General features: G+C 58.9%; 22 protein-coding genes and 1 pseudogene. 7 read left to right on the forward strand and 16 right to left on the reverse strand.

Features of this window, described 5'->3' with window-relative positions:
• Positions 1-372: 372 nt before the first annotated feature.
• On the reverse strand, positions 373-1,011 hold the full coding sequence (locus BF12_RS0102095) for a SprT family zinc-dependent metalloprotease (protein ID WP_084487930.1): 639 nt from the start codon (positions 1,009-1,011) through the stop codon (positions 373-375).
• 168 nt (positions 1,012-1,179) lie between these two features.
• Here BF12_RS0102095 and BF12_RS0102100 point away from each other — a divergent pair, with 168 nt between their 5' ends.
• Positions 1,180-1,908, forward strand: a complete 729-nt coding sequence (locus BF12_RS0102100) for a YecA/YgfB family protein (RefSeq protein WP_024950824.1) — start codon at positions 1,180-1,182, stop codon at positions 1,906-1,908.
• Between the two features lie 101 nt (positions 1,909-2,009).
• Here BF12_RS0102100 and BF12_RS0102105 read toward each other — a convergent pair whose 3' ends face one another.
• Entirely contained in the window at positions 2,010-3,131 is a 1,122-nt protein-coding gene (locus BF12_RS0102105) for a phospholipase D-like domain-containing protein (RefSeq protein WP_024950825.1), read from the reverse strand.
• 228 nt (positions 3,132-3,359) lie between these two features.
• On the opposite strand from BF12_RS0102105, the gene plsB reads away from it, so the two are divergent.
• Positions 3,360-5,894 (forward strand): glycerol-3-phosphate 1-O-acyltransferase PlsB, encoded by a 2,535-nt coding sequence (gene plsB, locus BF12_RS18285; protein ID WP_024950826.1) that lies wholly within the window; start codon positions 3,360-3,362, stop codon positions 5,892-5,894.
• 96 nt (positions 5,895-5,990) lie between these two features.
• Here plsB and BF12_RS0102115 read toward each other — a convergent pair whose 3' ends face one another.
• From BF12_RS0102115 to ampD, 8 genes and pseudogenes are all read right to left on the reverse strand, one after another.
• Positions 5,991-6,818, reverse strand: coding sequence for a class I SAM-dependent methyltransferase (locus BF12_RS0102115; protein WP_084487927.1), 828 nt, complete (start codon positions 6,816-6,818; stop codon positions 5,991-5,993).
• 134 nt (positions 6,819-6,952) lie between these two features.
• The gene (locus BF12_RS0102120; RefSeq protein WP_024950828.1) at positions 6,953-7,768 is read right to left on the reverse strand and encodes an undecaprenyl-diphosphate phosphatase; all 816 of its coding nucleotides are present in this window, start codon (positions 7,766-7,768) and stop codon (positions 6,953-6,955) included.
• A gap of 113 nt (positions 7,769-7,881) precedes the next feature.
• Positions 7,882-8,577, reverse strand: coding sequence for a tRNA (adenosine(37)-N6)-threonylcarbamoyltransferase complex dimerization subunit type 1 TsaB (gene tsaB, locus BF12_RS18290; RefSeq protein WP_035158653.1), 696 nt, complete (start codon positions 8,575-8,577; stop codon positions 7,882-7,884).
• A 253-nt stretch (positions 8,578-8,830) separates the two neighbouring features.
• Complete coding sequence (gene adk, locus BF12_RS0102130) at positions 8,831-9,487, reverse strand: adenylate kinase (protein ID WP_024950829.1); 657 nt, start codon at positions 9,485-9,487, stop codon at positions 8,831-8,833.
• Positions 9,488-9,947: 460 nt separating this feature from the next.
• Positions 9,948-10,709 carry a TerC family protein gene (locus tag BF12_RS0102135; protein ID WP_024950830.1) on the reverse strand — a complete coding sequence of 254 codons (762 nt, stop codon included), beginning with the start codon at positions 10,707-10,709 and terminating at the stop codon, positions 9,948-9,950.
• A gap of 256 nt (positions 10,710-10,965) precedes the next feature.
• Positions 10,966-12,998: pseudogene (gene aceF / locus BF12_RS18295) on the reverse strand (pyruvate dehydrogenase complex dihydrolipoyllysine-residue acetyltransferase).
• A 95-nt stretch (positions 12,999-13,093) separates the two neighbouring features.
• Positions 13,094-15,769 carry a pyruvate dehydrogenase (acetyl-transferring), homodimeric type gene (gene aceE, locus BF12_RS0102145; RefSeq protein WP_024950831.1) on the reverse strand — a complete coding sequence of 892 codons (2,676 nt, stop codon included), beginning with the start codon at positions 15,767-15,769 and terminating at the stop codon, positions 13,094-13,096.
• A gap of 456 nt (positions 15,770-16,225) precedes the next feature.
• On the reverse strand, positions 16,226-16,837 hold the full coding sequence (gene ampD, locus BF12_RS0102150) for a 1,6-anhydro-N-acetylmuramyl-L-alanine amidase AmpD (protein WP_084487928.1): 612 nt from the start codon (positions 16,835-16,837) through the stop codon (positions 16,226-16,228).
• 221 nt (positions 16,838-17,058) lie between these two features.
• On the opposite strand from ampD, the gene nadC reads away from it, so the two are divergent.
• The 3 genes from nadC (at position 17,059) to BF12_RS0102165 (ending at position 19,550) form a co-directional block, all read left to right on the forward strand.
• Positions 17,059-17,922, forward strand: a complete 864-nt coding sequence (nadC, locus tag BF12_RS0102155) for a carboxylating nicotinate-nucleotide diphosphorylase (RefSeq protein ID WP_024950833.1) — start codon at positions 17,059-17,061, stop codon at positions 17,920-17,922.
• A 64-nt stretch (positions 17,923-17,986) separates the two neighbouring features.
• Positions 17,987-18,646: a class I SAM-dependent methyltransferase gene (locus tag BF12_RS18305; protein WP_024950834.1), complete on the forward strand. Its 660-nt coding sequence runs from the start codon at positions 17,987-17,989 to the stop codon at positions 18,644-18,646.
• A 109-nt stretch (positions 18,647-18,755) separates the two neighbouring features.
• Positions 18,756-19,550, forward strand: coding sequence for an SDR family NAD(P)-dependent oxidoreductase (locus tag BF12_RS0102165; protein ID WP_024950835.1), 795 nt, complete (start codon positions 18,756-18,758; stop codon positions 19,548-19,550).
• Positions 19,551-19,668: 118 nt separating this feature from the next.
• Here BF12_RS0102165 and BF12_RS18310 read toward each other — a convergent pair whose 3' ends face one another.
• The 4 genes from BF12_RS18310 to BF12_RS0102185 form a co-directional block, all read right to left on the reverse strand.
• Positions 19,669-20,190, reverse strand: coding sequence for a GNAT family N-acetyltransferase (locus BF12_RS18310; RefSeq protein WP_035158659.1), 522 nt, complete (start codon positions 20,188-20,190; stop codon positions 19,669-19,671).
• Between the two features lie 68 nt (positions 20,191-20,258).
• On the reverse strand, positions 20,259-20,939 hold the full coding sequence (gene mtnC, locus BF12_RS0102175; protein WP_035158662.1) for an acireductone synthase: 681 nt from the start codon (positions 20,937-20,939) through the stop codon (positions 20,259-20,261).
• Positions 20,936-21,532: a 1,2-dihydroxy-3-keto-5-methylthiopentene dioxygenase gene (locus tag BF12_RS0102180; protein WP_024950837.1), complete on the reverse strand. Its 597-nt coding sequence runs from the start codon at positions 21,530-21,532 to the stop codon at positions 20,936-20,938. Before BF12_RS0102180 ends, mtnC begins: the two co-directional genes overlap by 4 nt.
• Entirely contained in the window at positions 21,529-22,197 is a 669-nt protein-coding gene (locus tag BF12_RS0102185) for a methylthioribulose 1-phosphate dehydratase (RefSeq protein ID WP_248623590.1), read from the reverse strand. The genes BF12_RS0102180 and BF12_RS0102185 overlap by 4 nt, the downstream gene beginning before the upstream one ends.
• A 408-nt stretch (positions 22,198-22,605) precedes the next feature.
• Between BF12_RS0102185 and tsaA the strand changes: the two genes are divergently transcribed.
• Positions 22,606-23,337 carry a tRNA (N6-threonylcarbamoyladenosine(37)-N6)-methyltransferase TrmO gene (gene tsaA / locus BF12_RS0102190; RefSeq protein ID WP_024950839.1) on the forward strand — a complete coding sequence of 244 codons (732 nt, stop codon included), beginning with the start codon at positions 22,606-22,608 and terminating at the stop codon, positions 23,335-23,337.
• Between the two features lie 182 nt (positions 23,338-23,519).
• Complete coding sequence (locus BF12_RS0102200) at positions 23,520-24,098, forward strand: NADPH-dependent FMN reductase (protein WP_024950841.1); 579 nt, start codon at positions 23,520-23,522, stop codon at positions 24,096-24,098.
• Positions 24,099-24,221: 123 nt separating this feature from the next.
• Here BF12_RS0102200 and purC read toward each other — a convergent pair whose 3' ends face one another.
• The gene (gene purC / locus BF12_RS0102205) at positions 24,222-24,938 is read right to left on the reverse strand and encodes a phosphoribosylaminoimidazolesuccinocarboxamide synthase (RefSeq protein ID WP_024950842.1); all 717 of its coding nucleotides are present in this window, start codon (positions 24,936-24,938) and stop codon (positions 24,222-24,224) included.
• Between the two features lie 198 nt (positions 24,939-25,136).
• The gene (locus tag BF12_RS0102210) at positions 25,137-25,919 is read right to left on the reverse strand and encodes an MBL fold metallo-hydrolase (protein WP_024950843.1); all 783 of its coding nucleotides are present in this window, start codon (positions 25,917-25,919) and stop codon (positions 25,137-25,139) included.
• Between the last annotated feature and the right edge of the window lie 31 nt (positions 25,920-25,950).

Raw genomic sequence — 25,950 nt, forward strand, 5'->3', positions numbered from 1 at the left:
GGTACGACCTCTGACAAGTTGGCGGGCGACGCAGGTATCGACATTGTTATTGTCGGGAGCGGATGGCTTGCATGGCGAGACGCTTGCCATGGCAAAGCTGCCCTATGGAGCATTCATATGCTCTTGAAGACGACACCTTGCGAGTCGATCAAAGTCAGATCCAGCTTAAACCCAAGCATGGGGGGGCTACACACTAGACCTTGGTAGAAAAATTTTTACTAACAATTTCAACTGATTATCAACAAACAGAACCAAGGTCACAGCGACTTTCGGAGGGGAAGAACACGCCTTTGGGAGGAGGAAAACCTGATCTTGCGCGAAAGTAGACCTCAACGGAGGAAGTGAGAAAATAAAAATGGCATGCAAATGGCCTTACGACGATACCAATGGCCCTATCAGCATTTCACCACAGCGGCGACAGCGGTAACGGTGGCCACGGCATGCGTTGGCATGACGCCGATGGCTGAAGTAATGCGGCGCATCGCAGGCGCAACCATAGGCCCACGGCATGGGACTGGCTGCCGAGACATCCATGCGGTGGGTCACCTCAGGCGAGACGCCATAGAGATTCGTCATCACCTGCTGCCACTCCGGGCCATGCGGCTTGACCCGCTGGCCGCTCGCGCGCTCCACCACTTCCATCACCACCCAGTGCGCCACCTCATGAGGGACGGTCTGGGACAGAAAGTGCTGGCGATTCTCGCTGAGCAGCTGCCAGTTAAAGCGTAGCCGTTGACGCGTCGAATCCGCCGTACCCGCAGTACGTCCCTTGAGGCGACAGGAAATGGAAGGCATGCGCAGTGCGGGGAATAACACTCGGGCGCGCGCCAGACAGGCTAGCACCTGGGCCTCTAGCGTGGCATGTAACGACGGGGCCGTTAGTGCTGCCAGCGTAGCCTCATCGGCCAAGGGCAGCGGCGTAGCCGGCGCTTCTCCCAGACAGGCCAGTACATGGCCAGCGGGAAAGCGGTAGCGGCTAACGACAACGCGAGGCGTAGGAGAAGAAGGCATGACACGAACACCAAAGTGCAAGAAAGATAGCTGAACCGAACCGCTCCGGCTCAGGTGTAGACACCGAGCGTCACAAAATACTCAGGCACGGAATGATACACTAACGTCATTCGCAGTTGCCTGAAGGCACTGCCTGACTCCTACCCTTTGCACACGAGACTTTCCCCCATGGCCGAGCCTGTCCAGACCCAGCCGCTGCTGGATGATGAATCCCTCGATATCCTCGACGAATTCCTCGAATCCGACCTGGTCGGCCCGGAGGCGCTCGACATTATCAGTGCACACGGATTCATGTTGGCGCTAGCCATTGCGCCGCGTGAAGTGCCATCCAGCCTGTGGTTGCCAGAACTGTTCCAGGGTCAGCCGGCCTACGAAAACCCACAACAGGAAGCCGACGTCGTCGCCCTGTTCGAGAAGATGCGCAGCAATGCCATCGAGGCGCTTGAGCACGGCATACTGCCAGAGCTGCTGTTCGAGCTGGATCTTGGCGGCAGCGATCCGGTCGAGACGCCGATTGGCGATTGGTGTGCAGGCTTCATGGAAGGCGTTTTCATGGACGAAGAGGCATGGTTTGGCACACAGGAAGAGTCTGCTGCTGAGCTGCTGCTACCCTTCATGGCCATTTCCGGTGTCTTCGATGATGAAGACGCTGAAATCGGCGAGCTCATTGCTGACCCGATCGGCGCTCAGCGCTTCGTCAACCAGCTACCCGAGTTACTGCTGGATCTGTACCTGTTATATCGCGTGCCGCCGGAAAGCCCCAAGCCGTCACCACGCCGCAAGGGCTCTGCTGTTCCGGGTACCGTTGCACCTGGGGCTGCCGGTATTCCGCGCAGCAAACACGCTGGTAACAAGGCCAGTGGCAAGGGGAATAAAAGCGGCGGAAAAAAGCGTTAAGATTTTGATATTTAGCCATATCTGCAAGAACGGGCGGCCTTTAGGGGCCGCCCGTTCTTGCATGTTCGCTCAGATGATTAGCCGTGCGAGACAGAAAACACTCAACGTAAACGCGTCACGAGACTATCAAGGGTGCCATAGCCCCATTCACGACAGCGCTGCAGCCAAGGCCGCTTCAGCCAGGCGGCCTGAGTAATCTCGACGCTATGTGTGAAGTGGTTCTCGAACAACGCCGCCACATCAGCAGCAAAGCGATGGTCCTGCACCTCCTGATTGGCCTCGAGATTCCATTGCAGGCTCCAGTGATCGAAGTTGCACGAGCCAATCGTGACCCAATCATCCGCCAGCGAAAATTTGGCATGCAGAAAGCTTGGCTGGAACTCATGAATACGCACTCCCGCCTTGAGCAATCGCGTGTAGAAGCGCTGACCCGCTGAGCGCACACCGGGATGATCGTGATAATTACCGGCGATCAACAGGCGTACATCGATACCACGCCGTGCAGCACGCCGCAGACGACGTCGCATGCTGTAGGTTGGTACAAAGTAAGGCGTACATATCCATAGCCGCTTGCGGGCACTGCTGGATTGATGCTGCAAAGAGTGTCGAATGGCCTGATAGCGGAAACCATGTCCCCAGACAACGCGTCCACGCATGCCGAGATAGCCATCGACACGGGTCGCGCTGACATTTACACCGCATACCGCCTGACGACTCCCCGGCCCAGCGCTGGCTGGCGAATCCCACACGCGTGCGAAGAGACGCACCCAATCACGTATGCAAGGCCCCTCGACGCGTACCGCCACCTCAGACCAGGCCTCGGCGAACACATCCACGGCACCAAATCCGCCCGTGAATCCGATCTCCCCGTCCACGACCAGCAACTTGCGATGATCACGCGTCAAGTTACCGCTTAACCGCCACCAGCGGAGTGGATTATAGATACGCAACTGAATACCGGCCTCAATCATGATCTGCCGATCTGCCTCATTGAGTCCTAGCGATCCGAAGCCATCCAACAGCACCAGCACATTGACGCCACGTCTGCGGGCCGTACATAGGGCATCAATCAATACGCGACTTAAATGTCCGCTCTCGGCCAGGTAGAGTTCAAGCAGAATCGACTGCCGTGCTTCATCCACTGCCTTGAGCATGCCAGGCAGGAAGCGTGCGCCTTCCGGCAACAAGGTAAAACGATTGCCTGATCGCCACATCCCCAGCATACCCAGCCTCCTGTAACGACAACACCCTGACATGACAACCGAGGTCGGCGTCACCAGACAGAATGCGTATAATGATCAATATCATGCACACGGCTGCGCGCACCAGCCAGACCCTGTAAAAGTACCAGTAAACCCTGATTCATCGCCTCTGACACATTACCTCTGATACCTATCGCGATGCTGTGTCCCTCAGCTGATCGTCTTCGAGCACACCTGCGAGACTCTCCCATGTCGCCAGTCACCCTGCTAGTGCGCCCCTTGCGCAACCTCAGCCGCCGTCTACTGGACAAGTGGGTAGAGTTGCGCGCGGTAGAACCCGACATCAATGCGCTCGATCACAGTGCACTGAATCTCGATCCTGATCTGCCAGTGGTCTACGTCTTCCCTTATCAGGCGCTGTCGGATGAGCTGGTCGTCGAACAACTCTGTGAGGCTCGCGGTCTGCCCTCACCGACGCTGTCCTTGAGCATAGGTGACCTGAGGCTGCATCACTCACGCCTGCGGCTATTGCGTCGCTCACGCAACGACAAGAGCTTGCTCTCACGCCGTTTGGCGCAGCTGATCGAGGCACTGGAGACCGCACCAGATGACGTTGAAGTGCAGCTGGTACCGGTCAGTGTGTTCTGGGGACGCGCACCGGGTAAGGAATTCGGCTTCTGGAAGTTCATCTCAGCTGACAGCTGGCGTGTCACAGGTGTACTGCGGCGTGCAATTGCCATCATTGTGCACGGTCGCTCGGTAGATGTTCACTTTGGTCAGCCGCTGAACCTGCACGAGGTGTTACGCGAAGGCCCCGAGGATAAGGCGCTGGCACGTCGCCGTGTTGCGCGGCTGCTGCGCGTGCATTTCCGTCGTGTGCGCACCCGTCTGCTCGGGCCAGACCTCTCTCATCGCCACACCATGATCCGCAATCTACAAAAGGCTCCCCCCGTACAGGATGTCATCGCCGAGCTAGCGCGTGAGCAGGATCAACGACCAGCACGGCTGGAAAAACGCGCACTGAAATATGGCCGTGAAATCGCCTCGAACATGGGCTATCCGGTTCAGCGCTTCCTGGCACATGCCCTCAAGCGACTGTGGAACAAGCTCTACGATGGCGTTGAGGTGCGCGGCATGTCGCGCGTCAAGGCAATTGCCGGTGACTGCGAGCTAATCTATGTTCCCTGCCACCGCAGCCATATCGACTACCTGCTACTGTCCTACGTGCTGTTTCACGAAGGCTTGATGACACCACATGTCGCGGCTGGCAAGAATCTCGACATGCCGATCATCGGTCCGATTCTACGGCGCGGCGGTGCCTTCTTCCTGCGCCGTAGCTTCCGTGGCAATCGTCTGTACGGCGCGGTCTTTGATGAATATGTTCATCAGCTGATTACCCGTGGCCACCCGCTGGAATACTTCATCGAAGGTGGACGCTCACGCACTGGCCGTATGCTGCCGCCACGTCCGGGCATGCTGGCGATGACGCTGCGCTCCTTCTTGCGTGATACCCGTCGCGAAGTGGCTTTCGTGCCGGTCTATATCGGTTACGAGAAGGTGTTCGAGAGTGTCAGCTACCAGCGAGAGCTATCAGGAGCGAGCAAGAAGAAAGAGTCGCCGCTGGACCTGTTCCGCGTACTGGGCCAGCTCAAGCAACCCTTCGGCAAGGTCTACCTGAATATCGGTGAGCCACTCAAGTTGGGTGCTTGGCTGGATGAGAGCACACCTGACTGGCAGGCGAGTCGCCATCAACGTCGCCCCGAATGGCTAACGACGGCGGTGCCACAGCTGGGCCACGAGATCGCGACGCGCATCAATGCCGCCGCCGCCCTCAATCCTGTCTCGCTGACAGCGCTGGTGCTGCTCTCCACTGCGCACCATGCGATCGAGGCGAGCCTGATGCAGCGTCAGCTCGCCATGTTGGTACGCCTGGCAAGCAAGCTGCCGGGCCGTCAGGACCATACCCTACCCGATGGCGACCCTCAGGATTGGCTGGCACACTGCCAACACTTGGGATTGATCACCTTGCGCCCACAAAGCCTCGGTGAGCTGGTGATCGCCACGCCAGAGCAGGCCAGCCTGCTGACCTGGTATCGCAATAATGTCCTGCATCTGTTGGCGCTGCCGGCGTTGATCGCCTTCGCTTTCCGCAACAACCCGCAGTTCACGCTCGAGACGCTCTCCGATCAGATCAGCCCCGCCTGGCCGGTGCTGGTACGAGAGCTGTTCGTGCCGGAATCCGCCGACCTGACGGCAGATATCGCCACGACACTGGCATTACTGAGCGAAGAGGGCCTGCTAGAGCATCAACCGGCTACTTGCGACACGCCTGCTCGCTGGTCACGTCCTGTCGCCAGCAAGGAGCCTTCCGAGCAGCTACGCCTACTCGCTCAGCCAGTCCAACCCACGCTGGAGCGCGGCTATCTGTTGCTCGCCGTGTTGTTGCAGCATGGCAGCGGCACACTGGATCGCGAGGCACTGGAGAATCACTCTGGCGCGCTGGCAGAGCGCCTGACGCTATTGTCAGGGCTCAATGCACCAGAGTTCTTCGACAAGCGCCTGTTTAGCGGATTGCTTGATACGTTACTGGAGCTGGACTTCATCTGGCTGGAAGACGGCAGACTGTGCTTCAGCGAAGCGCTTGAGGAGCTGCAACTGCGGGGCCGTGACCTGTTCGACCCCGCGCTACGCCATCGCCTGCAGCATGTGCGCCTGCGCAACAAGGAGACCGAGGGTGAATCTGAGAGTGAGCCTGAGAGCGAGGATAGTCCTGCCAGCGAGTAATGATTGCCCCTTCATCATGCCAGCCAGATAAAAAGACCCCGCTTGCGACTCTCATCGCAAGCGGGGTCTTTAGGTTTCTTAAGGCTTGACGCCGGCCTAGCGCAGCGCCTGCTTCACATAGACATCGTAGCGACTGGTCTTCTCTTCCACCATGTGACTCGGCGCGATGCCGCCAATCGGTTCAGCCTTGCGCGGGCGCTTGACCACTACACGATGCGTGGCGACCTCAAGCGCTGCCGCAAGCAAAGCGGGGGCATCGGCATCATCGCCTGCCAGCGTGCGGAAGACGCGCATCTCCTTCTTCACCAACGCCGACTTGTCCCGGTGCGGATACATAGGATCCAGATGCACCACCTGCGGCGGGTGATCCCACTGCGCGACCAGCTCCCCCAGTTCCTGCGTGGCGTCCCCGTGCAAGGCTTGCATGCGCAACACTATCTCACGCACCTCCTCGTCCCAGCAGCCCTGCGCCCGCGTCAGTCCATCGACCAGGATCGCTGCAGTGGCCGCAACACGCTCCACCATCAGCACCGGTGCCCCAAGGCTTGCCAGCACGAAGGCATCGCGCCCAAGACCTGCTGTCGCGTCGACAACACTGGGTAGCGCACCACGATTCAGGCCACAGGCGCGGGCAATCAGCTGATTGCGACCGCCACCGAAGCGGCGGCGATGATCGACACGCCCCGCCACGAAATCCACACACAGCGGCTTGCCGTATTCACGCTCATCACCAGCAATCACCAACCGCAGCGCCCCCTGCTCATCCAACTGTACATCCAGCAACAGTGACGGCAGGGCGTCGTCATCACGAATCGCAATGCCGAAGTGGGCGGCCAGTGTCGCAAGCTCCGGACGCGCGTCAACACGAGAGCGAGCAATGGCAATTACGGGGGCCGTGGCATCAGGGGCAACGATAGGGCACATGAAACAGACTCGGTGAGTGACGAAAGAAAAAGATTCAGGCGCTCGGGCACCTTGATGACAGGCTGACAGAAACGCTGACGGCGCCGCAAGTGCGACGCCGTCAGTAGTCAAGCTTACGCCATCCAGCGTAACGCTTACAGCAGCAACATGCCGAACAGCAGGCCACCCAGCAGCAAGCGATAGATCACGAACGGCAACATGCCGATGCTATCGATTGCCTTGAGGAACAACTTGATGCAGACCAGTGCCGACAGGAAGGACAGCAGGACACCCAGCGCCACATCAAATAGCTGCGCCTCGGTACCCGTCTCGATCAACTCCAGCCCCTTGAGCCCCCCGGCCGCCAGAATCAGCGGAATCGACAGCAGGAAAGAGAAGCGCGCAGCGCTCTGGCGTTCGAAGCCCAGAATCAGTGCAGCAGTGATGGTGATACCGGAGCGAGACGTACCGGGAATCAGCGCCAGCGCCTGAAACAGGCCAATGATCAGCGCACCTTTCAAGGTCAGCGTCGCCAGATCACGCGTACGTGTCCCCTTGGCATCCGCCCACCACAGCAACAGACCAAACACGATGGTCGTCGTCCCGATCACGGCAATGGAGCGCCCAGCCGTTTCTACCACATCACCGAACAATCCCCCGAAGATGACGGCCGGCAGCGTCGCCAGCAATACTGCCCACCCGAGGCGACTATCTTCCGTCTGACGAGTGGCTAGCGTGCCAGAACCACTGAACTGACCAAACCAGCCACCCAGAATATTGATGACATCCTTGCGAAAGGCCATCACCACGGCGAGCAGCGTACCGATGTGAACTGCGACATCGAAGGCCAACCCTTGATCTGGCCAGCCAAACACCTGAGACGGCAGAATCAGGTGAGCCGAGGACGAGATCGGGAGAAATTCCGTCAGCCCCTGAATGATGGCCAATGCCACCACATGCATGAGTTCCATGAAAAATCCTTTTTAAACATCGGGCCTCAGATAGCCCACACGGACGACAAGAGTGGCGTCACGCTTGATAGAACAGTTTGACGATAAAACCTTGTACCAATCTTATGAGGCGATCAGCGCCACGCGACTTCATTGCGCAGATAAACCGGCTGCGCCTCGACGGCAGGTACGGCCTCACCACGGGCAAACGCCTGTGCTGCCAGCATCACCATGTCCTCGGCATCTGGCTGGGGCTCTGGCAGACGCTGCGCCAGGCTGGCACGCAGCACTTCAGGCAGTTCGTCATGCATGACCAGACCAGAGCCAATCGCCAACCAGTCATGCTCACGCAGGTCTGTCGGTAACTCGAGCAGTCCCGGTGCACAGACTTGCTCTGGCAGCACCTGCTCGATATTCAACTCGCCATCACTGCGCGTCATGACGCGGTAAGCGCCGGTGTAGAGTTCACCCATGCGAGCATCAAGCATCGGCAACACGAAGCGTGCGTGGTGATGACGATGGGCCTGCAGCGCCAGCGCCTTGAGCGTCGAGACCCCAATGACGGGGCAGTTGAGCCCGAACGCCAGCCCTTGAATAGTGCCGGCAGCGATACGCAGGCCGGTAAAAGAACCTGGCCCGTGGCCGTAGGCCAGTGCGTCGAGGTCATTCAAGGCGACATCAGCCCTCGCGAGGAGTGCCTCAATCATCGGCATCATCAGCTGGGTATGCTGACGAGGGGCCTCACAACGCTCGGCAGTAACAACGCCGTCTTGCCATAGGGCAACGGAACAGGCGGAGGAGGATGCATCAATGGCCAGAAGCGTGGTCATGGGCGGTTCGTCGTCAGAAAAATGTGACGCGATTCTACCTGTCCGCCGTAAGCAGCAAAAGACGCAGGCTGTCCACGGCAGGTGTCGGCAGCGGGCGTCAGTCGTGCCGTACCCCCCGCAGCCACGCTGGAGAGTGAAATACCGCAACTCACGATTTCTTTTTCATACCCCTAAAAAAACGCCCGCAGACAATGTCTGCGGGCGTTTTCGAATCGCGTCAGTCATGCAATGTTGCAATGACGGGTAGCGGCGCTCAGTGCTCCAACGCACTGACCAGCTGACCACGAATGTCATCGACAGAGCCGATGCCTTCGATACGATGGTAGGCGGGCGCTTGCGCAGCACCAGTGGCAGCCCAGCTGGAATAGTACTCGACCAGCGGTTCGGTCTGCTCATGGTAGACCGACAGACGGTTGCGCACGGTAGCTTCGCGGTCATCCTCACGCTGGATAAGCGCTTCACCAGTGACGTCGTCCTTGCCCTCTTCGCGCGGCAGGTTGTACTCGATGTGATAGACGCGACCGGAATCCGGATGCACACGACGGCCAGACAAACGTTTGACGATTTCTTCATCGGCCACCGCAATCTCGACCACGTGATCAAGCTTCACACCGGCTTCCTTCATGGCGTCCGCTTGCGGAATCGTCCGTGGGAAACCATCAAACAGGAAGCCATTCTCGCAGTCAGACTGGCTGATGCGTTCCTTGACCAAGGCGATGATGATCTCGTCGGACACTAGCCCGCCAGTATTCATGATCTCCTTGACCTTGAGTCCCAGCTCGCTGCCGGCCTTGACTGCGGCGCGCAACATGTCCCCGGTGGAAATCTGCGGAATGTTGAAACGCTCGCAGATGAACTGGGCTTGGGTGCCCTTGCCGGCGCCGGGGGCGCCCAACAGGATCAAACGCATCGGTACTGCTCCTTGAATGTGCAAACGAAAAATATGAAACAGGTGTCAAAAAAGTCATCTGACGCTTGCGCGCCCCGCCCTCGGTAGCAGATGGCCATCCGAGGCGCTCTGATCGTCGACGCTATCGATGTCGTTGAAATAACCGAAATCGTCGATTACCAGAATGAAAACAGGTATTGGACCGACTGGTGACGAGCACTCACTATTTGCCCGCACTTGCGATCTCATTATGTCATTGGCATGCAATGTATAACCCGACGATACCGCTCACACGGCAATGGCACAAGCACACCAAAGGCGCGTATGCCGCCTCGCGCGGCCGTAGTGCTCGGGACATCAGGGAGCGCTATCAACTGTTGCTATCAATGCATGCCATCAGTGCAATGCTACAAACAAAAGTGCCCCTGCGACTCTGAGTCGCAGGGGCACCGGAAAATTCAAGCGGTTTGCACGTGAACGCTTATTCGGTCGTCTTTTCTGCCTGGCTACTCCGACGCAGATGCACTGCCTTGGCGCGCTTGCCGCGCAGACGGATATTGAGCATCTCCACCGCCAGCGAGAAAGCCATTGCCACATAGATATAGCCCTTGGGAACGTGAACCCCAAAGCCTTCCACCATCAGCATCATGCCGACCATGATCAGGAAGGACAGCGCCAGCATCTTGATGGTCGGGTGGCTATCGACGAAGTCGCCAATCGGCTTGGCGGCTACCATCATGATGCCCACCGAGATGACGATGGCGATGATCATGACCATGAGCTGATCTACCATTCCGACGGCCGTGATCACCGAATCCAGCGAGAAGACGATGTCGATCAGTGCAATCTGGAGCATGATCGCCATGAAGCTGGCCCCCCCTTTCTTCGCACCCTCTTCCGCGGGATCCTCCCCTTCCAGATTGGCATGAATCTCATGGGTACTCTTGCCGAGCAGGAACAGTCCGCCGAAGACCAGAATCAGATCACGCCCGGAGAAACTGAAGTCCGCCACGCTGAACAACGGCGCGGTCAGTGACATCAGCCACGACAACGACAGTAGCAACACGATACGCATGCCCATCGCCAACCCAAGCCCGATCATGCGGCCACGTTGACGCTGAGACTCCGGCAGACGTGCCACCAGAATCGACAGGAAGATGATGTTGTCGATACCCAACACGATTTCCAGTGCGGTCAGGGTTGCCAGGGCCACCCACGCCGAAGGGTCCATCAGCCATTCCATTGCCTTGCTCCTTGACCGATCCAATAGGGTTCAGTGAAGCGCGCCTGCTGACGCCCGTCCCCCATCATCCGATGAGTCGCGCCACGGCACTCTTCCTGGCAGGAATCATGGCATGTTGCGTGAATCAGCAACAGATATGCCGTCATTGACGCGCCAACGCTCTCGAGATGCGCCAGACACAAAAAAAACGGCCTCCCGAAGGAGGCCGTTCTGTCAGTGAGCAATACGTCGCTCACAGAGATGACTGCATCTGTCGTTACAGCAGCATACGACGCACGTCAGTCAGCACCTGAGCCAGATAGGCGGTGAAGCGCGCCGCATCTGCTCCGTTGACTGCACGGTGATCGTAGGACAGCGACAGCGGCATCATCAGACGCGGCTGGAAGGCAGCGCCATCCCACATCGGCTTCATCTGCGCCTTGGAGACACCCAGGATGGCGACTTCCGGCGTGTTGACGATCGGCGTGAAGGCAGTCCCACCAATCGAGCCAAGGCTCGAGATGGTGAAGCAACCACCGGTCATCTCTTCGCGCTTGAGCTTCTTGGTCTGTGCCTTCTTGGCCAGCTCAACGGATTCGCGAGCCAGATCCAGAAGGCTCTTCTGATCCGCATTACGGATCACCGGCACCATCAGGCCATCCTGCGTATCCACTGCGATACCAATGTGCACGTACTTCTTGTGCACCAGGGTCTCGCCGTCAGACTTGAGGCTGACGTTGAACTGCGGGTACTTGGCCAGCGCATGCGCTGCCGCCTTGATCATGAACGGCAACGGCGTGAGCTTGGCACCCGCGGCTTCCGCCTCGGCCTTCATGGACTTGCGGAAGGCCTCAAGTTCGGTGATATCGGCTTCGTCAAACTGAGTCACGTGCGGGACGTTGAGCCAGCTGCGATGCAGATTGGTGGCACCAGCCTTCATCAGGCGGCCCATCTTCGACTCTTCGATCTCACCGAACTGGCTGAAGTCCTGATCCGGCACCTGCGGGATACCGGCACCGCCGGTGGCCTGCGCAGCGGAAGCTGCCGGTGCGGACTTGGCCTTCTTCATCACTTGCTTGACGTAAGCCTGGACGTCTTCCTTCACCACGCGACCTTTCGGACCGCTTGGCGTGACGTCAGCAAGATCAACCCCGAACTCGCGGGCCAACAGACGGACAGCCGGGCCAGCGTGTGACTTGGCGCCCTTGCTCGGCTTCTGTGCCGCCATCTGCGCTTCCGGACTCGGTGTTTCAGCCGGCGTCGGAGTCGGCTTCTTCGCTTCGGCAGCCTTGGGAGCGGCCGGAGCTTCTGCCTTGGCAGCTTTCGGCGCCGGAGCAGCACCTGCCACTTCGATGTAACCGATCAGGTCGCCTTCAGAGACCGAGTCACCTTCCTTGACGGAAAGCTCGACGATCTTGCCCGCATACGGGCTGGGCACATCCATCGTCGCCTTATCGGATTCGAGCGTGATCAGCGCATCTTCTTCGCTGACCTCATCACCGACTGCCACGCCCATCTCGATGATCGGCACAGCATCGCTGCCAGAGATGTCAGGCACACGCAATTCCTTGCGCTGCGGCTCGCCGGACGTCTGCTCTTCTTCGGCTGGCGCTTCAGCTGCCTGCTCTTCAGACGCTTGTTCTGCCGGGGCTGACTCGGTAGAGGCCGCATCGTTGGAGGAGGCACTGTCACCGCCTTCACCTGCGATTTCCATCTGACCGATGACATCACCGGAAGCGACGCTGTCACCTTCCTTGACGGTCAGCTTGACGATCTTGCCCTTGTGCGGGCTCGGGACGTCCATGCTGGCCTTGTCAGATTCCAGCGTGATCAGCGCATCTTCGGCGTCAACTTCATCGCCTTCGGACACACCCATCTCGATGATTGGCACAGCTTCGGAATCACCCAGATCCGGCACGACGATGTCGACGGTCTGTGTGCCACCGGCAGCGGCCTTCTGAGGGGCTGCCTGCTGCGGAGCTCCTCTTTCGAAGCTTCCTGCTTGGGAGCGTCAGCTTTCGGCGCTTCCTGAGCAGGCTCGGAAGCTTCCTCAGCAGGAGCATCGCTCTCGCCTTCCGCTTCCAGCTCCAGAATGTCATCGCCTTCGGAGACGGTATCGCCTTCCTTGACGAGAATTTTTACCACCTTGCCGCCCTTCGGTGCCGGCACATCCATGCTGGCCTTGTCGGACTCAAGCGTGATCATGGTGTCTTCGGCAGAGATCACATCTCCCACCGCCACCGTTACCTCGATGATCTCGACATCGGAGCTACCGCCAATGTCGGGAACCTTGATGATTTCGCTGCTCAAGATCGTGCTCCTTCCAAAACGTGCACGGGGAGCGGCACTATTATCACCGTCATCTTGATAGGTGAAGTGCCGCTCGCCTGTTCCGCGATCTCCGCTTAGACGTTCAGCGGATTCGGCTTATTGGGGTCGATGCCATAGGTTTTGATCGCTTCCGAGACGACCTTGCGGTCAATCTCACCGCGGTCCGCCAGCGCCTTGAGGGCCTGAACGGTGACGAAGTTACGGTCCACTTCAAAGAAGTGACGCAGCTTCTCGCGGGTATCGGAACGGCCGAAACCATCGGTACCGAGCACGTGATAGTCAGTCGGCACCCAAGCGCGTACCTGGTCGGCGAACAGCTTCATGTAATCTGTCGCTGCGATGGCCGGTCCATCACGCCCTTCCAGGCACTTCGTGATGTGCGGCTTGGCCGGGGTCTCTTCCGGCTTGAGGAAGGACTGACGTTCAAACTCAAGCGCTTCACGACGCAGCTCATTGAAGCTGGTGACGCTCCAGATGTCAGCATCGACACCGTAGTCATCCTTCAACATCACCGCAGCCGCTTCGACTTCACGCAAGATGGTGCCGGAGCCCATCAACTGAACGCGTGCCTTACCGTCTTTCGCGCCTTCCTTGAGCAGATACATACCCTTGATGATGTCGTCTGCGGGCACCGTTTCAAGCACGGGTTGCTCGTAGTTTTCGTTCATCACTGCCAGATAATAGAAGATCGGCTCGTGCTGCTCGAACATGCGCTTCATGCCGTCCTGCACGATGACCGCCACTTCATGCGCATAGGTCGGATCGTAGGTACGGCAGTTCGGAATGGTCGAGGCCAGGATATGGCTGTGACCATCCTGGTGCTGCAGGCCTTCGCCATTCAGCGTTGTTCGACCCGCGGTACCACCGACCAGGAAGCCACGCGCCTGCAGATCGCCTGCGGCCCACGCCAGGTCACCGATACGCTGGAAGCCGAACATCGAGTAATAAACGTAGAACGGCATCAGCGGCAGGTTGTGGTTGGCATACGACGTTGCCGCCGCGATCCATGCTGACATGGCGCCCGCTTCGGTGATGCCTTCCTCGAGAACCTGACCTTTCTGGTCCTCGCGGTAATACATGATCTGACCCTTGTCGACCGGCTCGTACTTCTGACCCGCCGCCGTGTAGATCCCCAGCTGACGGAACATGCCTTCCATACCGAAGGTACGTGCTTCATCAGGGATGATCGGGACGACACGCTCGCCGAGAGTCTTGTGCTTGACCAGGCCATTGAGCACGCGCACGAAGGCCATGGTGGTGGACACTTCGCGGCCGTTGGAACCCTTGAGCTGGGACGCGAAGATCTTGTCGTCCAGCGGCGGAATTTCCAGCGTTTCGTACTCGGTGCGGCGCTGCGGCAGATAGCCGTTAAGGCGCTCACGCATCAAGTGCATGTACTTCATTTCCGGGCTGTCATCGGCCGGCTTGTAGTACGGCACTTCTTCCAGCTGTTCATCGGTCAACGGGATACCGAAGCGATCACGGAATGTCTTCATCGCCTCGTATTCCATGGTCTTGACCTGGTGGGCTTCGTTGGCGGCTTCGCCATCGCCCATGCCCATGCCGTAACCCTTGACGGTATGCGCCAGGATGACGGTCGGACGACCATTGGAGTTGTTGACCGCTTCGTGGTACGCCGCGTAGACCTTGTACGGATCGTGACCACCACGGTTTAGACGCCAGATGTCGTCATCTGACATGTCCTTGACCAGATCGGCTGTCTCCGGATACTTGCCGAAGAAGTGCTCGCGCGTGTACGCGCCACCGTTAGCCTTGTAGTTCTGGTAGTCACCGTCGACGGCTTCATCCATGCGTTTTTGCAGGATGCCTTTCTTGTCCTGCTCGAACAGCGGATCCCAGAAACGGCCCCAAGTGACCTTGAGCACGTTCCAGTCGGCACCACGGAAGACGCCTTCCAGCTCATCCATGATGCGGCCGTTGCCGCGAACCGGACCGTCAAGACGCTGCAGGTTGCAGTTGATGACGAAGATCAGGTTGTCGAGGTTCTCACGGCCAGCCAGCGAGATGGCCCCCAGAGATTCCGGCTCATCACACTCGCCGTCACCCATGAAGCACCATACCTTGCGGTCGTACATGGACTTCAACTCACGCGAGTTGAGGTACTTCATGACGTGCGCTTGGTAAATCGCCTGAATCGGACCCAGCCCCATGGAAACGGTCGGGAACTGCCAGTAATCCGGCATCAGCCACGGGTGCGGGTAGGAAGACAGGCCATTGCCGTCAACTTCCTGACGGAAGCTATCCATCTGTGTTTCGGACAGACGGCCTTCCAGGAAGGAACGTGCATAGATACCCGGCGCCACATGGCCCTGGATATACAGCAGGTCGCCTTCAAAGTCCCCTTCCGGCGCACGGAAGAAGTGGTTGAAACCTACGTCATAAAGCGTCGCACTGGACATGAAACTCGAGATGTGACCGCCCAGGCCCTTATGGGCACGGTTATTGCGGATCACCTGAGCGATGGCGTTGTAACGGATAAGCGAACGGATACGACGCTCCATGAACAGGTCGCCTGGCATGCGCGCTTCGCGATGCACAGGGATACTGTTGCGATGGGGCGTGGTCACCGAGAAGGGTACCTGATGGCCATCACGACGCAGACGGTCGGCCAGGCGTGACATCAGGTACTGGGCACGATTTTCGCCCTCGCGATCCAGAACCGATTCCAGGGAGTCCAACCATTCCGTGGTTTCGATCGGATCGAGATCTTCTCTTGCCTCCAGACTCATAGACGTCTCTCCGAGTGAAGAAATTTTTTGTCAGATGTTCCGACGAAATGCTACGTCGGAACCAGTGGCGCTCTTCAGTGTGGGCGTAGCTTCTGAGTGGGCTACATCTCCGATAAAGCGTCTGAGGCGGCATTGACCGACCGTCAGGTGCGACATGCGTTGTGCGCCAAAGCGGGGCACAAGATGCCGTCATTTGGCGTGAAAGATACCGCAAACACCCCCCCGTGCCAATTCGGAGAGCAGAGTCCTCACGCAATAATGCAGGTAATGCCTTCCCCGCCTCACCACTGGCTTGCGCCACTTTTCGGCAGGGATTCACACCCCGTTCATATAAGGCTTGTCGACCGAGCGTGTAATAAAACTACCAACATGCCCCGCCACAGCGCACTTCGTCGACCATCAGTAAAAATCTGCATCTACGATGCTGCAATGCACCATTGCGGCGCGACCACGACCTTAGCCCTGAATGTCATCCAATAACCGATCAAAATACGCCCAATCAAACGCAGGACCAGGGTCCGTCTTGCGCAACGGCGCAATCCGCGCATGCGAAGTAATCCGATCGCGCGTCAGTGCTGGGTAACGTTGCAACAGCCCTGCGACAGCGCGTGCCAAGGTGCGGTACTGCACATCGCGATACGGGTGAACCTCATCACCTTCCAGCTCGATACCAATACTGAAATCATTGAGCTCGACCCGCTCACGCTCACCGTCATGCCAACGTGAGCGACCGGCATGCCAGGCACGCCGGTCAAAAGGCACAAACTGCACTAGCCGCCCATCGCGCTGGATCAGCACATGTGCAGAGACACGCAATTGATGGATGTCGGCGAAGTAGGGATGTGCGTCGGGGTCGAGCTGATTGGTGAATAGCTGTTCGATGGCAGGCCCACCGAAACGCCCTGGCGGCAAACTGATGGAATGCAACACCAGCGCCGACACTTCTCCCTCAGGGCGGGCATTATGATTGGGCGAGGGCACGCAGCGGGCGCTCTCCAGCCAGTGCTCGGCGGTGACCGACAGGCGTGCCAACTGGCCCGACCGTGGGAAGGAAGAAAAGGGGGGCATCAAGAACTCCAGACGGGAACGGCATCGCACGTAGGGCGGGCAAGGTTGAGCAATAGCGCATATTGTCCTCGCACCAGACGAACAGTGACTGACCGCTCGCGTGGCTTTTCCTATAATGGCTCTCATTATGGCATGCTCGGCAGCTATGGGTCTGTGTCAGCGGCGTTCCGCCGCCAACAGCCCTGCTCCGGCAGCACTTTTTGCACAAGGACCCGATACGCATGCACTTCCACGACGCCCTCGCCGAAGATATCCGTACCAGTGCCGCCCGCCTGCTTGCCGAAGATGTCGGCGGTGGCGATATCACTGCCGAACTGATTCCGGAGCGCCAGTGGGCCAAGGCCCGCGTCATAAGCCGTGAGCCAGCAATACTCTGCGGAGTACCGTGGGTCGATGAGCTATTTCGTCGCCTCGATTCGCGCGTCAGCCTCAAGTGGCTTGCCAGCGATGGTGACCGTATCGACGCCGATCAGCCCTTCCTTGAGCTGGAAGGCCCGGCGCGCTCACTGCTGACTGGCGAACGCGCAGCGCTCAACTTGTTGCAGACTCTGTCCGGTACTGCCACTCGCGCCAATCACTATGCGACGCTGGTAAAAGGCAGCGATGTACGCCTGCTGGATACTCGCAAAACCCTGCCCGGCATGCGGGTTTCCCAGAAATACGCCGTCAGCTGCGGGGGTGGCCACAATCACCGCATCGGTCTGTATGACGCCTTCCTGATCAAGGAAAACCACATCGCCGCCTGTGGCAGCATCGCGGCAGCCGTGCGTGAGGCACGCGACATCGCCTCTGACCTGACCTGCGAAGTGGAAGTCGAGAATTTCGAGGAGCTGGCCCAGGCGCTGGATGCCGGTGCCGACGTCATCATGCTGGATAACTTCGATAACGCGCAGCTGATCGAAGCCGTCGCCCGCAACAAGGCACATGCCACGCCGGCAGTGCTGGAGGCGTCAGGCAACGTCAACGAGACTACTTTGCCCGGCATCGCTGCCACCGGCGTGGACTGCATCTCAATAGGCGCGCTGACCAAGGATGTAACCGCCATCGATCTGTCGATGCGCGTCTACACTGTCGAAACCCGCTAGCCAACCGGCAGGCTCTGCCTCCTTGAGGGGGCATCCTGCTTGCCATGCCGCCAGGGAGGCGCCCATGTCCCCTTTTTCTCCCGTCACGCCTCCACCTGCCAGTACCTCCAAAGCACGCAGAGGCTGGAAGACAGCTCGCTGGAGTCTTTACGCACCGATTTACGATCAGGTAGCAGCGCGCGCACTGAAGTCGGCACGCCGTGAGGCACTTGCCACACTGGACCTGAAAGCCGGGACGCGCGTACTGCTACTTGGGGCAGGTACGGGGCTCGATCTGCCCTTCCTACCGCGCGATATCGAACTTGAAGTCATCGATGCCTCTCCCGCCATGCTGCGCCGTTGCCGTGAACGTGCCGAGACGCTGGGCTTTGATGCCAACGTAAAACAGGGCGACGCCATGGCACTCGATTTCCCTGACGGTTACTTCGATGTAGTGATCGCCCACCTGATCATTGCCGTGGTACCTGAACCACAGGCTGCCCTGAATGAGGCGTTGCGCGTGCTGGCCCACGATGGGGAACTGTCACTGCTCGACAAGGGCTTGCGCGGTCAGCAGCCGGCCGGTGTGATCCGGCGGCTGCTCAACCCACTGGCACGGCTGATCGCCACCAACCTCAGCGTACCATTGGACAGCCTGCTGCAAGAGCATGCCGTAAAGCGACTGGGTGATCGTGACCTGGGCCCCGGTGGGCTGTTGCGTCATATGCACCTGCGCAAGATCTGATCCGCATCGCCTTCACCCTTGTTTTACCTGTCTCCCGACATCATGCCTTGCAGAGTGTCAGGACATTTCTACTGTCACGTGAAGCTTCCCGCTTTGTGAAGGAGGATGCATGCAAATCGATCTCACCGGACGTAGTGCCATCATCAGTGGCTCCACCGCGGGTATCGGCTACGCCATTGCCTCGGGCCTTGCCCATGCAGGCGCCAGCGTCACTCTCACTGGCCGCCAGCAATCACGGGTTGATGAGGCCGTGGCTAGTCTTCGACGAGAGCTGCCAGATAGCAGAGTACAGGGCGTAGCGGCAGATCTTGGTACTCGCGAGGGCTGCGACACGCTGATTCGCGCCGTGCCGGACACCGACATTTTGATCAACAATGTCGGTATCTTTGCGCCACAGGACTTCTTCGAGACGGATGACGACACCTGGGAGCAATTCTTTCAGGTCAACGTGATGTCAGGCGTGCGCTTGTCGCGCCATTACGCTCGCGGCATGAAAGAGCGCAATTGGGGCCGTATCCAGTTTCTCTCCAGCGAATCCGCGCTCAACATTCCCAGTGAAATGGTCCACTACGGCATGACCAAGTCTGCCGTACAGTCCGTCTCTCGAGGCCTGGCCAAGGTCCTGGCCGGAACCAATGTCACCGTCAATGCTATCTTGCCGGGGCCGACACGCTCCGAAGGTGTGGTGGAAATGCTCAGGAAGAGTGCCGAGGAGCAAGGCAGCACGCTCGAAGAGGTTGAGGCCAACTTCGTCAGGCAAACCCGTCCGTCCTCCATCATTCAGCGCATTGCGACAACGGAGGAAGTGGCCAACATGAGTGTCTATGCCGCCTCTGAGCAGGCCAGTGCCACTACGGGCGCTGCATTGCGTGTGGAAGGCGGAATCGTCGATACCATGGCCTGACACCCGCCACATTCATCACGTCATAGCTATCATGCCGGTGATCCTGCGCCCAGATGACTGACGCAAAGCGCCCCCAGCGAGCGATCGCTGAGGGCGCTTTCTTGTCACGAACTTGCACTCACTCGTCGAGACGCTTCTCGAAACGCTCACGCTTGAGGCAGATTCCATTACGCTTGACGTGCTCCAGCCCTAAACTCTCCCAGCCACGGCGCACCAGTCCCGGTGATAGCATCAGACTGGCTTCAAGACTCACCACGCGCACACTACGTCGACGCAAGTCACTCTCGGCAGCAGCAAGCAATTGTGAGCCGATACCCTGTCCCGTCAGGCCTGGATAGACATATAGCATCTCGATGCGTGCCAACGGCCACTCGGGGGCGTACTCGCAAAAGCCGATGCAACGACCATCACGCTCAGCCACCAATACCTCGAAGCGGTGCTGACGTGCAGCCCAGCGCTCTGCATCACGCGGTACACGTCCTGCCCACTGTTCACGCTGTGCCAGATCATAAAAGCCTGCTGCCCCCTGCATGACAGCCTGATAAAACACCTCGGCCTGATCTGCCGCATGCTGGGTGCACGCCGGCACGATACTGATGCGAACGTCCTGTACTTCGCTGCTATCTGTCTGACTGTGCAATCGTTCGTCCCCCTTATGCCCTCCCGAAAGAAAGCCTGCCAATGTCCCTGCAAGCCAATGCTATTGACTCAACCGCTGAAGGATATCTCATCAAATCTACTAGCCTGCGGATGGTCACCGGTAACCATGTTCGGCTCGCGCACTAGCTGCCATGTCTGAAAGTCGGCAGCGGCGGCGGCGTCCAGCTCAGCGACGACATCGGACAGGAATAGAATCTCGGCACCCGGTATCCCGAGTTGACCAGCAATGCGGCGATAACTATCGGCTTCCTGCTTGGGACCAGTAGTGGTATCGAAGTAGCCAGCAAACCACGGTGTCAGATCTCCCCCATCAGAATGACCGAACAACAGCTTCTGCGCCTGAATAGAGCCTGAAGAGTAGACATACAAGGACAGTCCGCGTTCCTTCCAATCGCGAAGCCCCTTCACCGCATCAGGATAGACATGTCCCGTGAAGTCACCAGCCTCATAGCCCCGCGCCCACACCATCCCCTGTAGAGCCTTGAGCGGCGTGGCCTTGCGGTCCGCGTCAATCCAGCCTTCCAGGATAGCGATCACGCCTTCGACACTGGCCTCGGGTGCTTCGGCCAGCGCGCGGGTGGCGGCGATCTGCTCCGCCACGTCGGCACGTTCGGCATTCTCGCGCAGGAAATCGCCAAGATGCTGGCGTGCATAAGGGAACAACACCTGATGCACGAAGCGGATCGAGCCGGTAGTGCCCTCGATATCGGTGACGATGGCGCGAATCATGCGGACTCCTCGGAATGTGGGGCTGCTGTCTGGGTGAAGTGCTCAGCCAATGACTCGTGACGCGGAAAACGGCTCGCGATGTCACTGGAGGTAAAGTTGGCGACCCAGCCTTCTGGATTGGTGAACAGGCGGATGGCGGTGAAATCCGGCGTCGGCCCCATATCAAACCAATGCGGTGTACCTGCCGGTACCGCAATCAGATCATTCTGCTCACAGCCGACCGCGAAGACGCGCTCACCCAGATGCAAATAGAAGATGCCGCTGCCGCGTACGAAAAAGCGTACTTCGTGCTCAGCATGACGATGCTCATCGAGAAACTTGCCGCGCAAGGCCGCCCGCTCAGGATGATCAGGCGTCAAGCCGATCACGTCAGCAGTAACGAAACCGTTCTCGGCCTTGAGGCGTGCCACATCATCGGCATAGGCCGCCAGCACCTGGGTCTGATCGGTCGGGTCACTCATCTCACAGCCCGCCGTCCAACGCTCGAAGCGAATACCCTCGGCTTCAAGCTCACGGGCGATCTGCGCACCATCGGTGGTGAGCAACTGCGGACGCGAGGCGTCCTGTTCGGCGTAGATCGCTAGAAAGCTCATCGCTGTCTCCTCAGTTCCAGTTCACAGCCCATCAGGAAATCGAGTGCTTCGATATGACGGCGGCAGGCAGTCATGCTGCTGGCCCAGGTGTAGAGGCCATGGCCACGGATCAGGTAGCCGTGAAGATTGGCATCCACTTGCAGCCGTACCCGAACATCAAGCGCCAGCGCCGCGATGTCCTGAGTATTGTCGAATATTGCCAGACGTACCGGTGTCTCGTGGCTTTTGACACCCTCCAGCGCCTTGTTGAGTTCAAAACCCTCAAGACTCAGCGTATCGCCGACGTGACACAGCGACAGCACCGTGGCCGCACGGGAGTGGGTATGCAGAATCGCGTGAGCCTCAGGCAGGTCTTCATACAGCTGACCATGCAGACGCGCCTCATCAGAGGCCTTGCGGGAGGTGCCCAGCAACCTGACGGCGAAATCGCTGACCAGGACATCAGCTGTCGTCAAACGGCCCTTGTGGCAGCCCGAGGCGGTCACTGCCATCAAGGTGTCGCTCAGACGACAAGAGAAATTACCACCGGTCGCGGGTACCTGGCTTGCGGCGTCCAGCGCTCGCCCAGCCTCAATCAACTGCTGGCTCGCCTGCGCAAGACGGTCCAGGTCCAACATCGACTGTACGCCCGAAGAAGTGGCGGCAATGGTGATAGGGTCTGACATGATGAAAGTGGCCCTCAAGAGTCCCGTGGGGCAATCAGCCCATACGTCAGCATCACGATGCAGCGCTGCGAGGCGATGCTCTCGCGGCAGACTACACAAGCCGGCAAGGCGAGACCAGTCATGGCGCGCGGCAATCATGGGATGAGGCCGTCATGGCGCAAGACATGCCACGCGCTACCGAGCGTGGCATCATGGCGTCTACGACTCTTTTTTTGCGCTGCTTTTCTTGTTTTCTATCGAGTGCGCTTTTCTCACGCCCATTGTCGACGACTTATCATGACTCCCTCAGATCACATGGATCACTCCCCAGTACCAGACGCGACTGGCGAGGCTACTGCGCTGGCACGTCGGTTGCCGCGGCTTCCCGTGCATTTATGCGAACAAGCAGCCGCCCTGAGCGAACAGGCCATGCAGCCGGTGGGTATCATCGAGAGCTGCTATCCGGACAAGTTCGGCATTCCCCGTCAGCCGGGATTGGCACGTCATGCCACCGCCATCCTCCATCTACTGCCGCCCTTCGATGACCCGGATTGCGTACGCGACATTGAGGGGTTCAGCCATCTATGGATCCACTTCCTGTTTCACGCAAGCCCTACCCGCTGGACGCCGCTGATCCGACCACCACGCCTTGGCGGAAACGCACGTACCGGCGTGTTTGCGTCACGCAGCACGCACCGCCCTAATCGTCTGGGTCAGTCTGTCGTTGAGCTGGCCGGCGTCGAAACCGGGGCACGCAAGAGCGGGGCCAGCTCGAGCGACAATGGCGTGCGCTTGCTGCTACGCGGACATGATCTGCTCGATGGCACGCCAGTCATGGATATCAAGCCGTATCTGCCGTGGGTCGATGCTGTTCCCGATGCCCAAGCCGGTTATGCACCGGCAGCGCCTGCTCGTCATGCAGTCGTCTTCAGCACAGCCGCCACCGAGACACTCCAGCAGCGGGCCGATCACGCCACCCTGCGCGCATTGATCGAGGAAGTACTCGCACAGGACCCACGCCCGGCTTATCACGCTGCCAAGCCAGCCGATGGTCAGCGTCAGTATGGCGTACGTCTGGTGGATGTAGATGTACGCTTTACTGCGCTCACTCAGCCGGACGACCAATTGTTCATGCAGGTTCAATCCATCGTCACTGCGTAACGCTTCCTATCGATCACTCTCATCAACACCACCGCTTGAGCAGATGAACGCAACGGCATATTCCTCTGAACTACATCAGGCAAGACGAATTGCGGGATGGCAGATAACCTCGCTGACTGCCCATACTGGGCAGGTATGTCGACTACTTGCTGTTTATCCGCCATCTCTCGGGAGTCTGCCGTATGAGCGTCCGCCTACTAGCCTTCGCCGCCAGTACCCGCAAGTCCTCTGTCAATCGCCGCCTGATCACCCGTCTGGCGCATCTGGCCGGTGAATCAGGTGCCGAGATTACTCTGCTCGACCTCAACGATTTCCCGATGCCACTCTACGATGGCGATAGCGAAGAGGTCAGCGGCCGGCCTGCCAGCGCTGATCACCTACAAGCGCTGTTCGCCAGTCATCAAGGGCTACTGCTGGCGACACCGGAATACAACGGCTTCTTTAGCCCGCTGCTCAAGAACACCTTCGATTGGCTATCGCGTCCCGCGACTGATGGTCAGAGCGGCATGGATGCACTGCGCGGCATGCCGGTCGGCATCGTCTCCGCTTCACCGGGGGCCATGGGTGGCATGCGCGCCCTGCCCTTCGTACGCCTGTACCTGAACAATCTCGGCATGCTGGTCACGCCACAGCAGATCGCAGTGTCACGTGCGGGGAGCGCCTTCCGCGAGGATGGCAGTCTGGATGACGAAGGTCAGGACCACGCGCTGGCGAGCGTCGCGCGGCAGGTAATCGAACTGGCAAGCCTGCGCTCTTCGTAAGCGACGTTTTTGACAACATCATTCTGGCCCCTGCCCCATCAACAACAACGCTCCCTCTACCAATGGCAGAGGGAGCGTTTTTTCATGCACTTTACAGCGTGACGACGAATCGTCAGGCCGCCATCACGCAGTGAAGTCGATACCGATACGGCGACCGACTTCTTCATAGGCTTCGATCACGCCACCCAGCCCCTGACGGAAGCGGTCCTTGTCGAGCTTCTCGCGCGTCTCGGCATCCCACAGACGGCAACCGTCCGGTGAGAATTCATCACCCAACACGACTTCGCCATTGAAGACACCGAATTCCAGCTTGTAATCGACCAGCAGCATGCCGCCGTCGAGAAACAGCTTCTTGAGAATGTCGTTGACCTGGAAGGTCAGTTCCTTGGCGCGCGCCAGGTGTGCAGGCTCTGCCCAGCCGAAGGTCTCGACCAGCGATTCATTGATCAGCGGGTCACCCATCGCATCGTTCTTGAGGAACAACTCAAAGGTCGGCGGTGTGAGCTCGAGGCCTTCCTCGATGCCTAGACGACGTACCAGCGAACCCGCGGAAATGTTACGCACCACACATTCCACCGGCATCATGTCGAGGCGCTTGACTAGACATTCGTTATCGCTGACCAGACGCTCGAAGTGAGTCGGGATACCGGCCGCCTTGAGCTTCTGCATGATGAAGGCATTGAACTTGTTGTTCACCATGCCCTTGCGCGCCAGCTGCTCGATACGCTTGCCGTCGAAGGCGCTGGTATCGTCGCGGAATTCCAGCAGCAGCAGATCCGGGTCGTCAGTAACGAAGACAGACTTGGCCTTGCCGGCGTAGAGCGCTTCACGCTTTTCCATGAGGTTCCCCCTGATGACGCACACAGCGTCGAGTGTTTAGGCGGTCGAAATTGGCTCGATCACGCTTGAATCTTTGATAGCCACGTCGTTGGCCGAATGAAAGACCCACCACATGACGGAATACGTTGAGAGCTGTCCGTCTGGTCAGCTAGTCCTGAATCACAAACGCCGATCGCAGAGCGACCGGGCGTTTGTGATTCAGGCAATGGCCTGCCAACCAAAGCCGCTGTCCTGCGCGGCGATGATCAGGCGGCTATCGTCACCCTCAAGCCAAGGCGCAAGCGCCTCACGGGCGAGTGACGGATGATTATTGTGCTCTGACAGATGTGACGCTACCAGTCGTTGCAGACGTGCCAACCCAAGATATGGCAAGGCAGCACAGGCCTGTGCATTAGCCAGATGCCCAAAACGCCCGCCAACACGCCGCTTGAGACTAGGCGGATACGGGCCCTTCGCCAGCATCTGCGGATCGTGATTGAACTCCAGTACCAAGGCATCGCAATCCGAAAAGCACTGCAACACATGCTCACTGACATGACCAAGGTCCGTCAGCACACCCAGTCGACGCGCCGTTGTCTCACCACGTCGACTGAACACGAATTGCACTGGCTCACGTGCGTCGTGTGGCACGGTGACCGGCAGAATCTCGAGATCCTTGATCGCGAATTCCAGCTGAGGTGTGATCAGGTGACGAGTCGGCAATATCCCAAGCTTCTTCGCACGTCCAGCAAGCCAGGTGCCCACCGTCAGATGCACAGGAATTTTATGTCGACGCGCCAACGGGCCAACCCCACTCAAGTGATCACCGTGCTCATGCGTCACCAATACGGCGTCCAGCTGAGAAGGATGCACTCCAAGGCGCGCCAGACGTGCCTCGGTATCCTTGAGCGTAAAGCCGCAATCGACCAGCACCAGCGCCTCACGCGTTCTTATCAACGTGCCGTTGCCCTTGCTGCCACTGCCAAGCGACGCCATCGCCATTACGCCCTGACGCCCCTCAACCAGCAGACCA

Origin of the sequence: Cobetia crustatorum, assembly GCF_000591415.1 — a bacterium.
Taxonomy (GTDB): domain Bacteria; phylum Pseudomonadota; class Gammaproteobacteria; order Pseudomonadales; family Halomonadaceae; genus Cobetia; species Cobetia crustatorum.

What these genes read in the sequence shown, in the direction of transcription:
- BF12_RS0102095 (WP_084487930.1), bottom strand. Translation starts at nt 1,011, where the DNA reads ATGCCTTCTTCTCCTACGCCTCGCGTTGTCGTTAGCCGCTACCGCTTT.
- BF12_RS0102100 (WP_024950824.1), top strand. Translation starts at nt 1,180, where the DNA reads ATGGCCGAGCCTGTCCAGACCCAGCCGCTGCTGGATGATGAATCCCTC.
- BF12_RS0102105 (WP_024950825.1), bottom strand. Translation starts at nt 3,131, where the DNA reads ATGCTGGGGATGTGGCGATCAGGCAATCGTTTTACCTTGTTGCCGGAA.
- plsB (WP_024950826.1), top strand. Translation starts at nt 3,360, where the DNA reads ATGTCGCCAGTCACCCTGCTAGTGCGCCCCTTGCGCAACCTCAGCCGC.
- BF12_RS0102115 (WP_084487927.1), bottom strand. Translation starts at nt 6,818, where the DNA reads ATGTGCCCTATCGTTGCCCCTGATGCCACGGCCCCCGTAATTGCCATT.
- BF12_RS0102120 (WP_024950828.1), bottom strand. Translation starts at nt 7,768, where the DNA reads ATGGAACTCATGCATGTGGTGGCATTGGCCATCATTCAGGGGCTGACG.
- tsaB (WP_035158653.1), bottom strand. Translation starts at nt 8,577, where the DNA reads ATGACCACGCTTCTGGCCATTGATGCATCCTCCTCCGCCTGTTCCGTT.
- adk (WP_024950829.1), bottom strand. Translation starts at nt 9,487, where the DNA reads ATGCGTTTGATCCTGTTGGGCGCCCCCGGCGCCGGCAAGGGCACCCAA.
- BF12_RS0102135 (WP_024950830.1), bottom strand. Translation starts at nt 10,709, where the DNA reads ATGGAATGGCTGATGGACCCTTCGGCGTGGGTGGCCCTGGCAACCCTG.
- aceE (WP_024950831.1), bottom strand. Translation starts at nt 15,769, where the DNA reads ATGAGTCTGGAGGCAAGAGAAGATCTCGATCCGATCGAAACCACGGAA.
- ampD (WP_084487928.1), bottom strand. Translation starts at nt 16,837, where the DNA reads ATGCCCCCCTTTTCTTCCTTCCCACGGTCGGGCCAGTTGGCACGCCTG.
- nadC (WP_024950833.1), top strand. Translation starts at nt 17,059, where the DNA reads ATGCACTTCCACGACGCCCTCGCCGAAGATATCCGTACCAGTGCCGCC.
- BF12_RS18305 (WP_024950834.1), top strand. Translation starts at nt 17,987, where the DNA reads ATGTCCCCTTTTTCTCCCGTCACGCCTCCACCTGCCAGTACCTCCAAA.
- BF12_RS0102165 (WP_024950835.1), top strand. Translation starts at nt 18,756, where the DNA reads ATGCAAATCGATCTCACCGGACGTAGTGCCATCATCAGTGGCTCCACC.
- mtnC (WP_035158662.1), bottom strand. Translation starts at nt 20,939, where the DNA reads ATGATTCGCGCCATCGTCACCGATATCGAGGGCACTACCGGCTCGATC.
- BF12_RS0102180 (WP_024950837.1), bottom strand. Translation starts at nt 21,532, where the DNA reads ATGAGCTTTCTAGCGATCTACGCCGAACAGGACGCCTCGCGTCCGCAG.
- BF12_RS0102185 (WP_248623590.1), bottom strand. Translation starts at nt 22,197, where the DNA reads ATGTCAGACCCTATCACCATTGCCGCCACTTCTTCGGGCGTACAGTCG.
- tsaA (WP_024950839.1), top strand. Translation starts at nt 22,606, where the DNA reads ATGCAGCCGGTGGGTATCATCGAGAGCTGCTATCCGGACAAGTTCGGC.
- BF12_RS0102200 (WP_024950841.1), top strand. Translation starts at nt 23,520, where the DNA reads ATGAGCGTCCGCCTACTAGCCTTCGCCGCCAGTACCCGCAAGTCCTCT.
- purC (WP_024950842.1), bottom strand. Translation starts at nt 24,938, where the DNA reads ATGGAAAAGCGTGAAGCGCTCTACGCCGGCAAGGCCAAGTCTGTCTTC.
- BF12_RS0102210 (WP_024950843.1), bottom strand. Translation starts at nt 25,919, where the DNA reads ATGGCGATGGCGTCGCTTGGCAGTGGCAGCAAGGGCAACGGCACGTTG.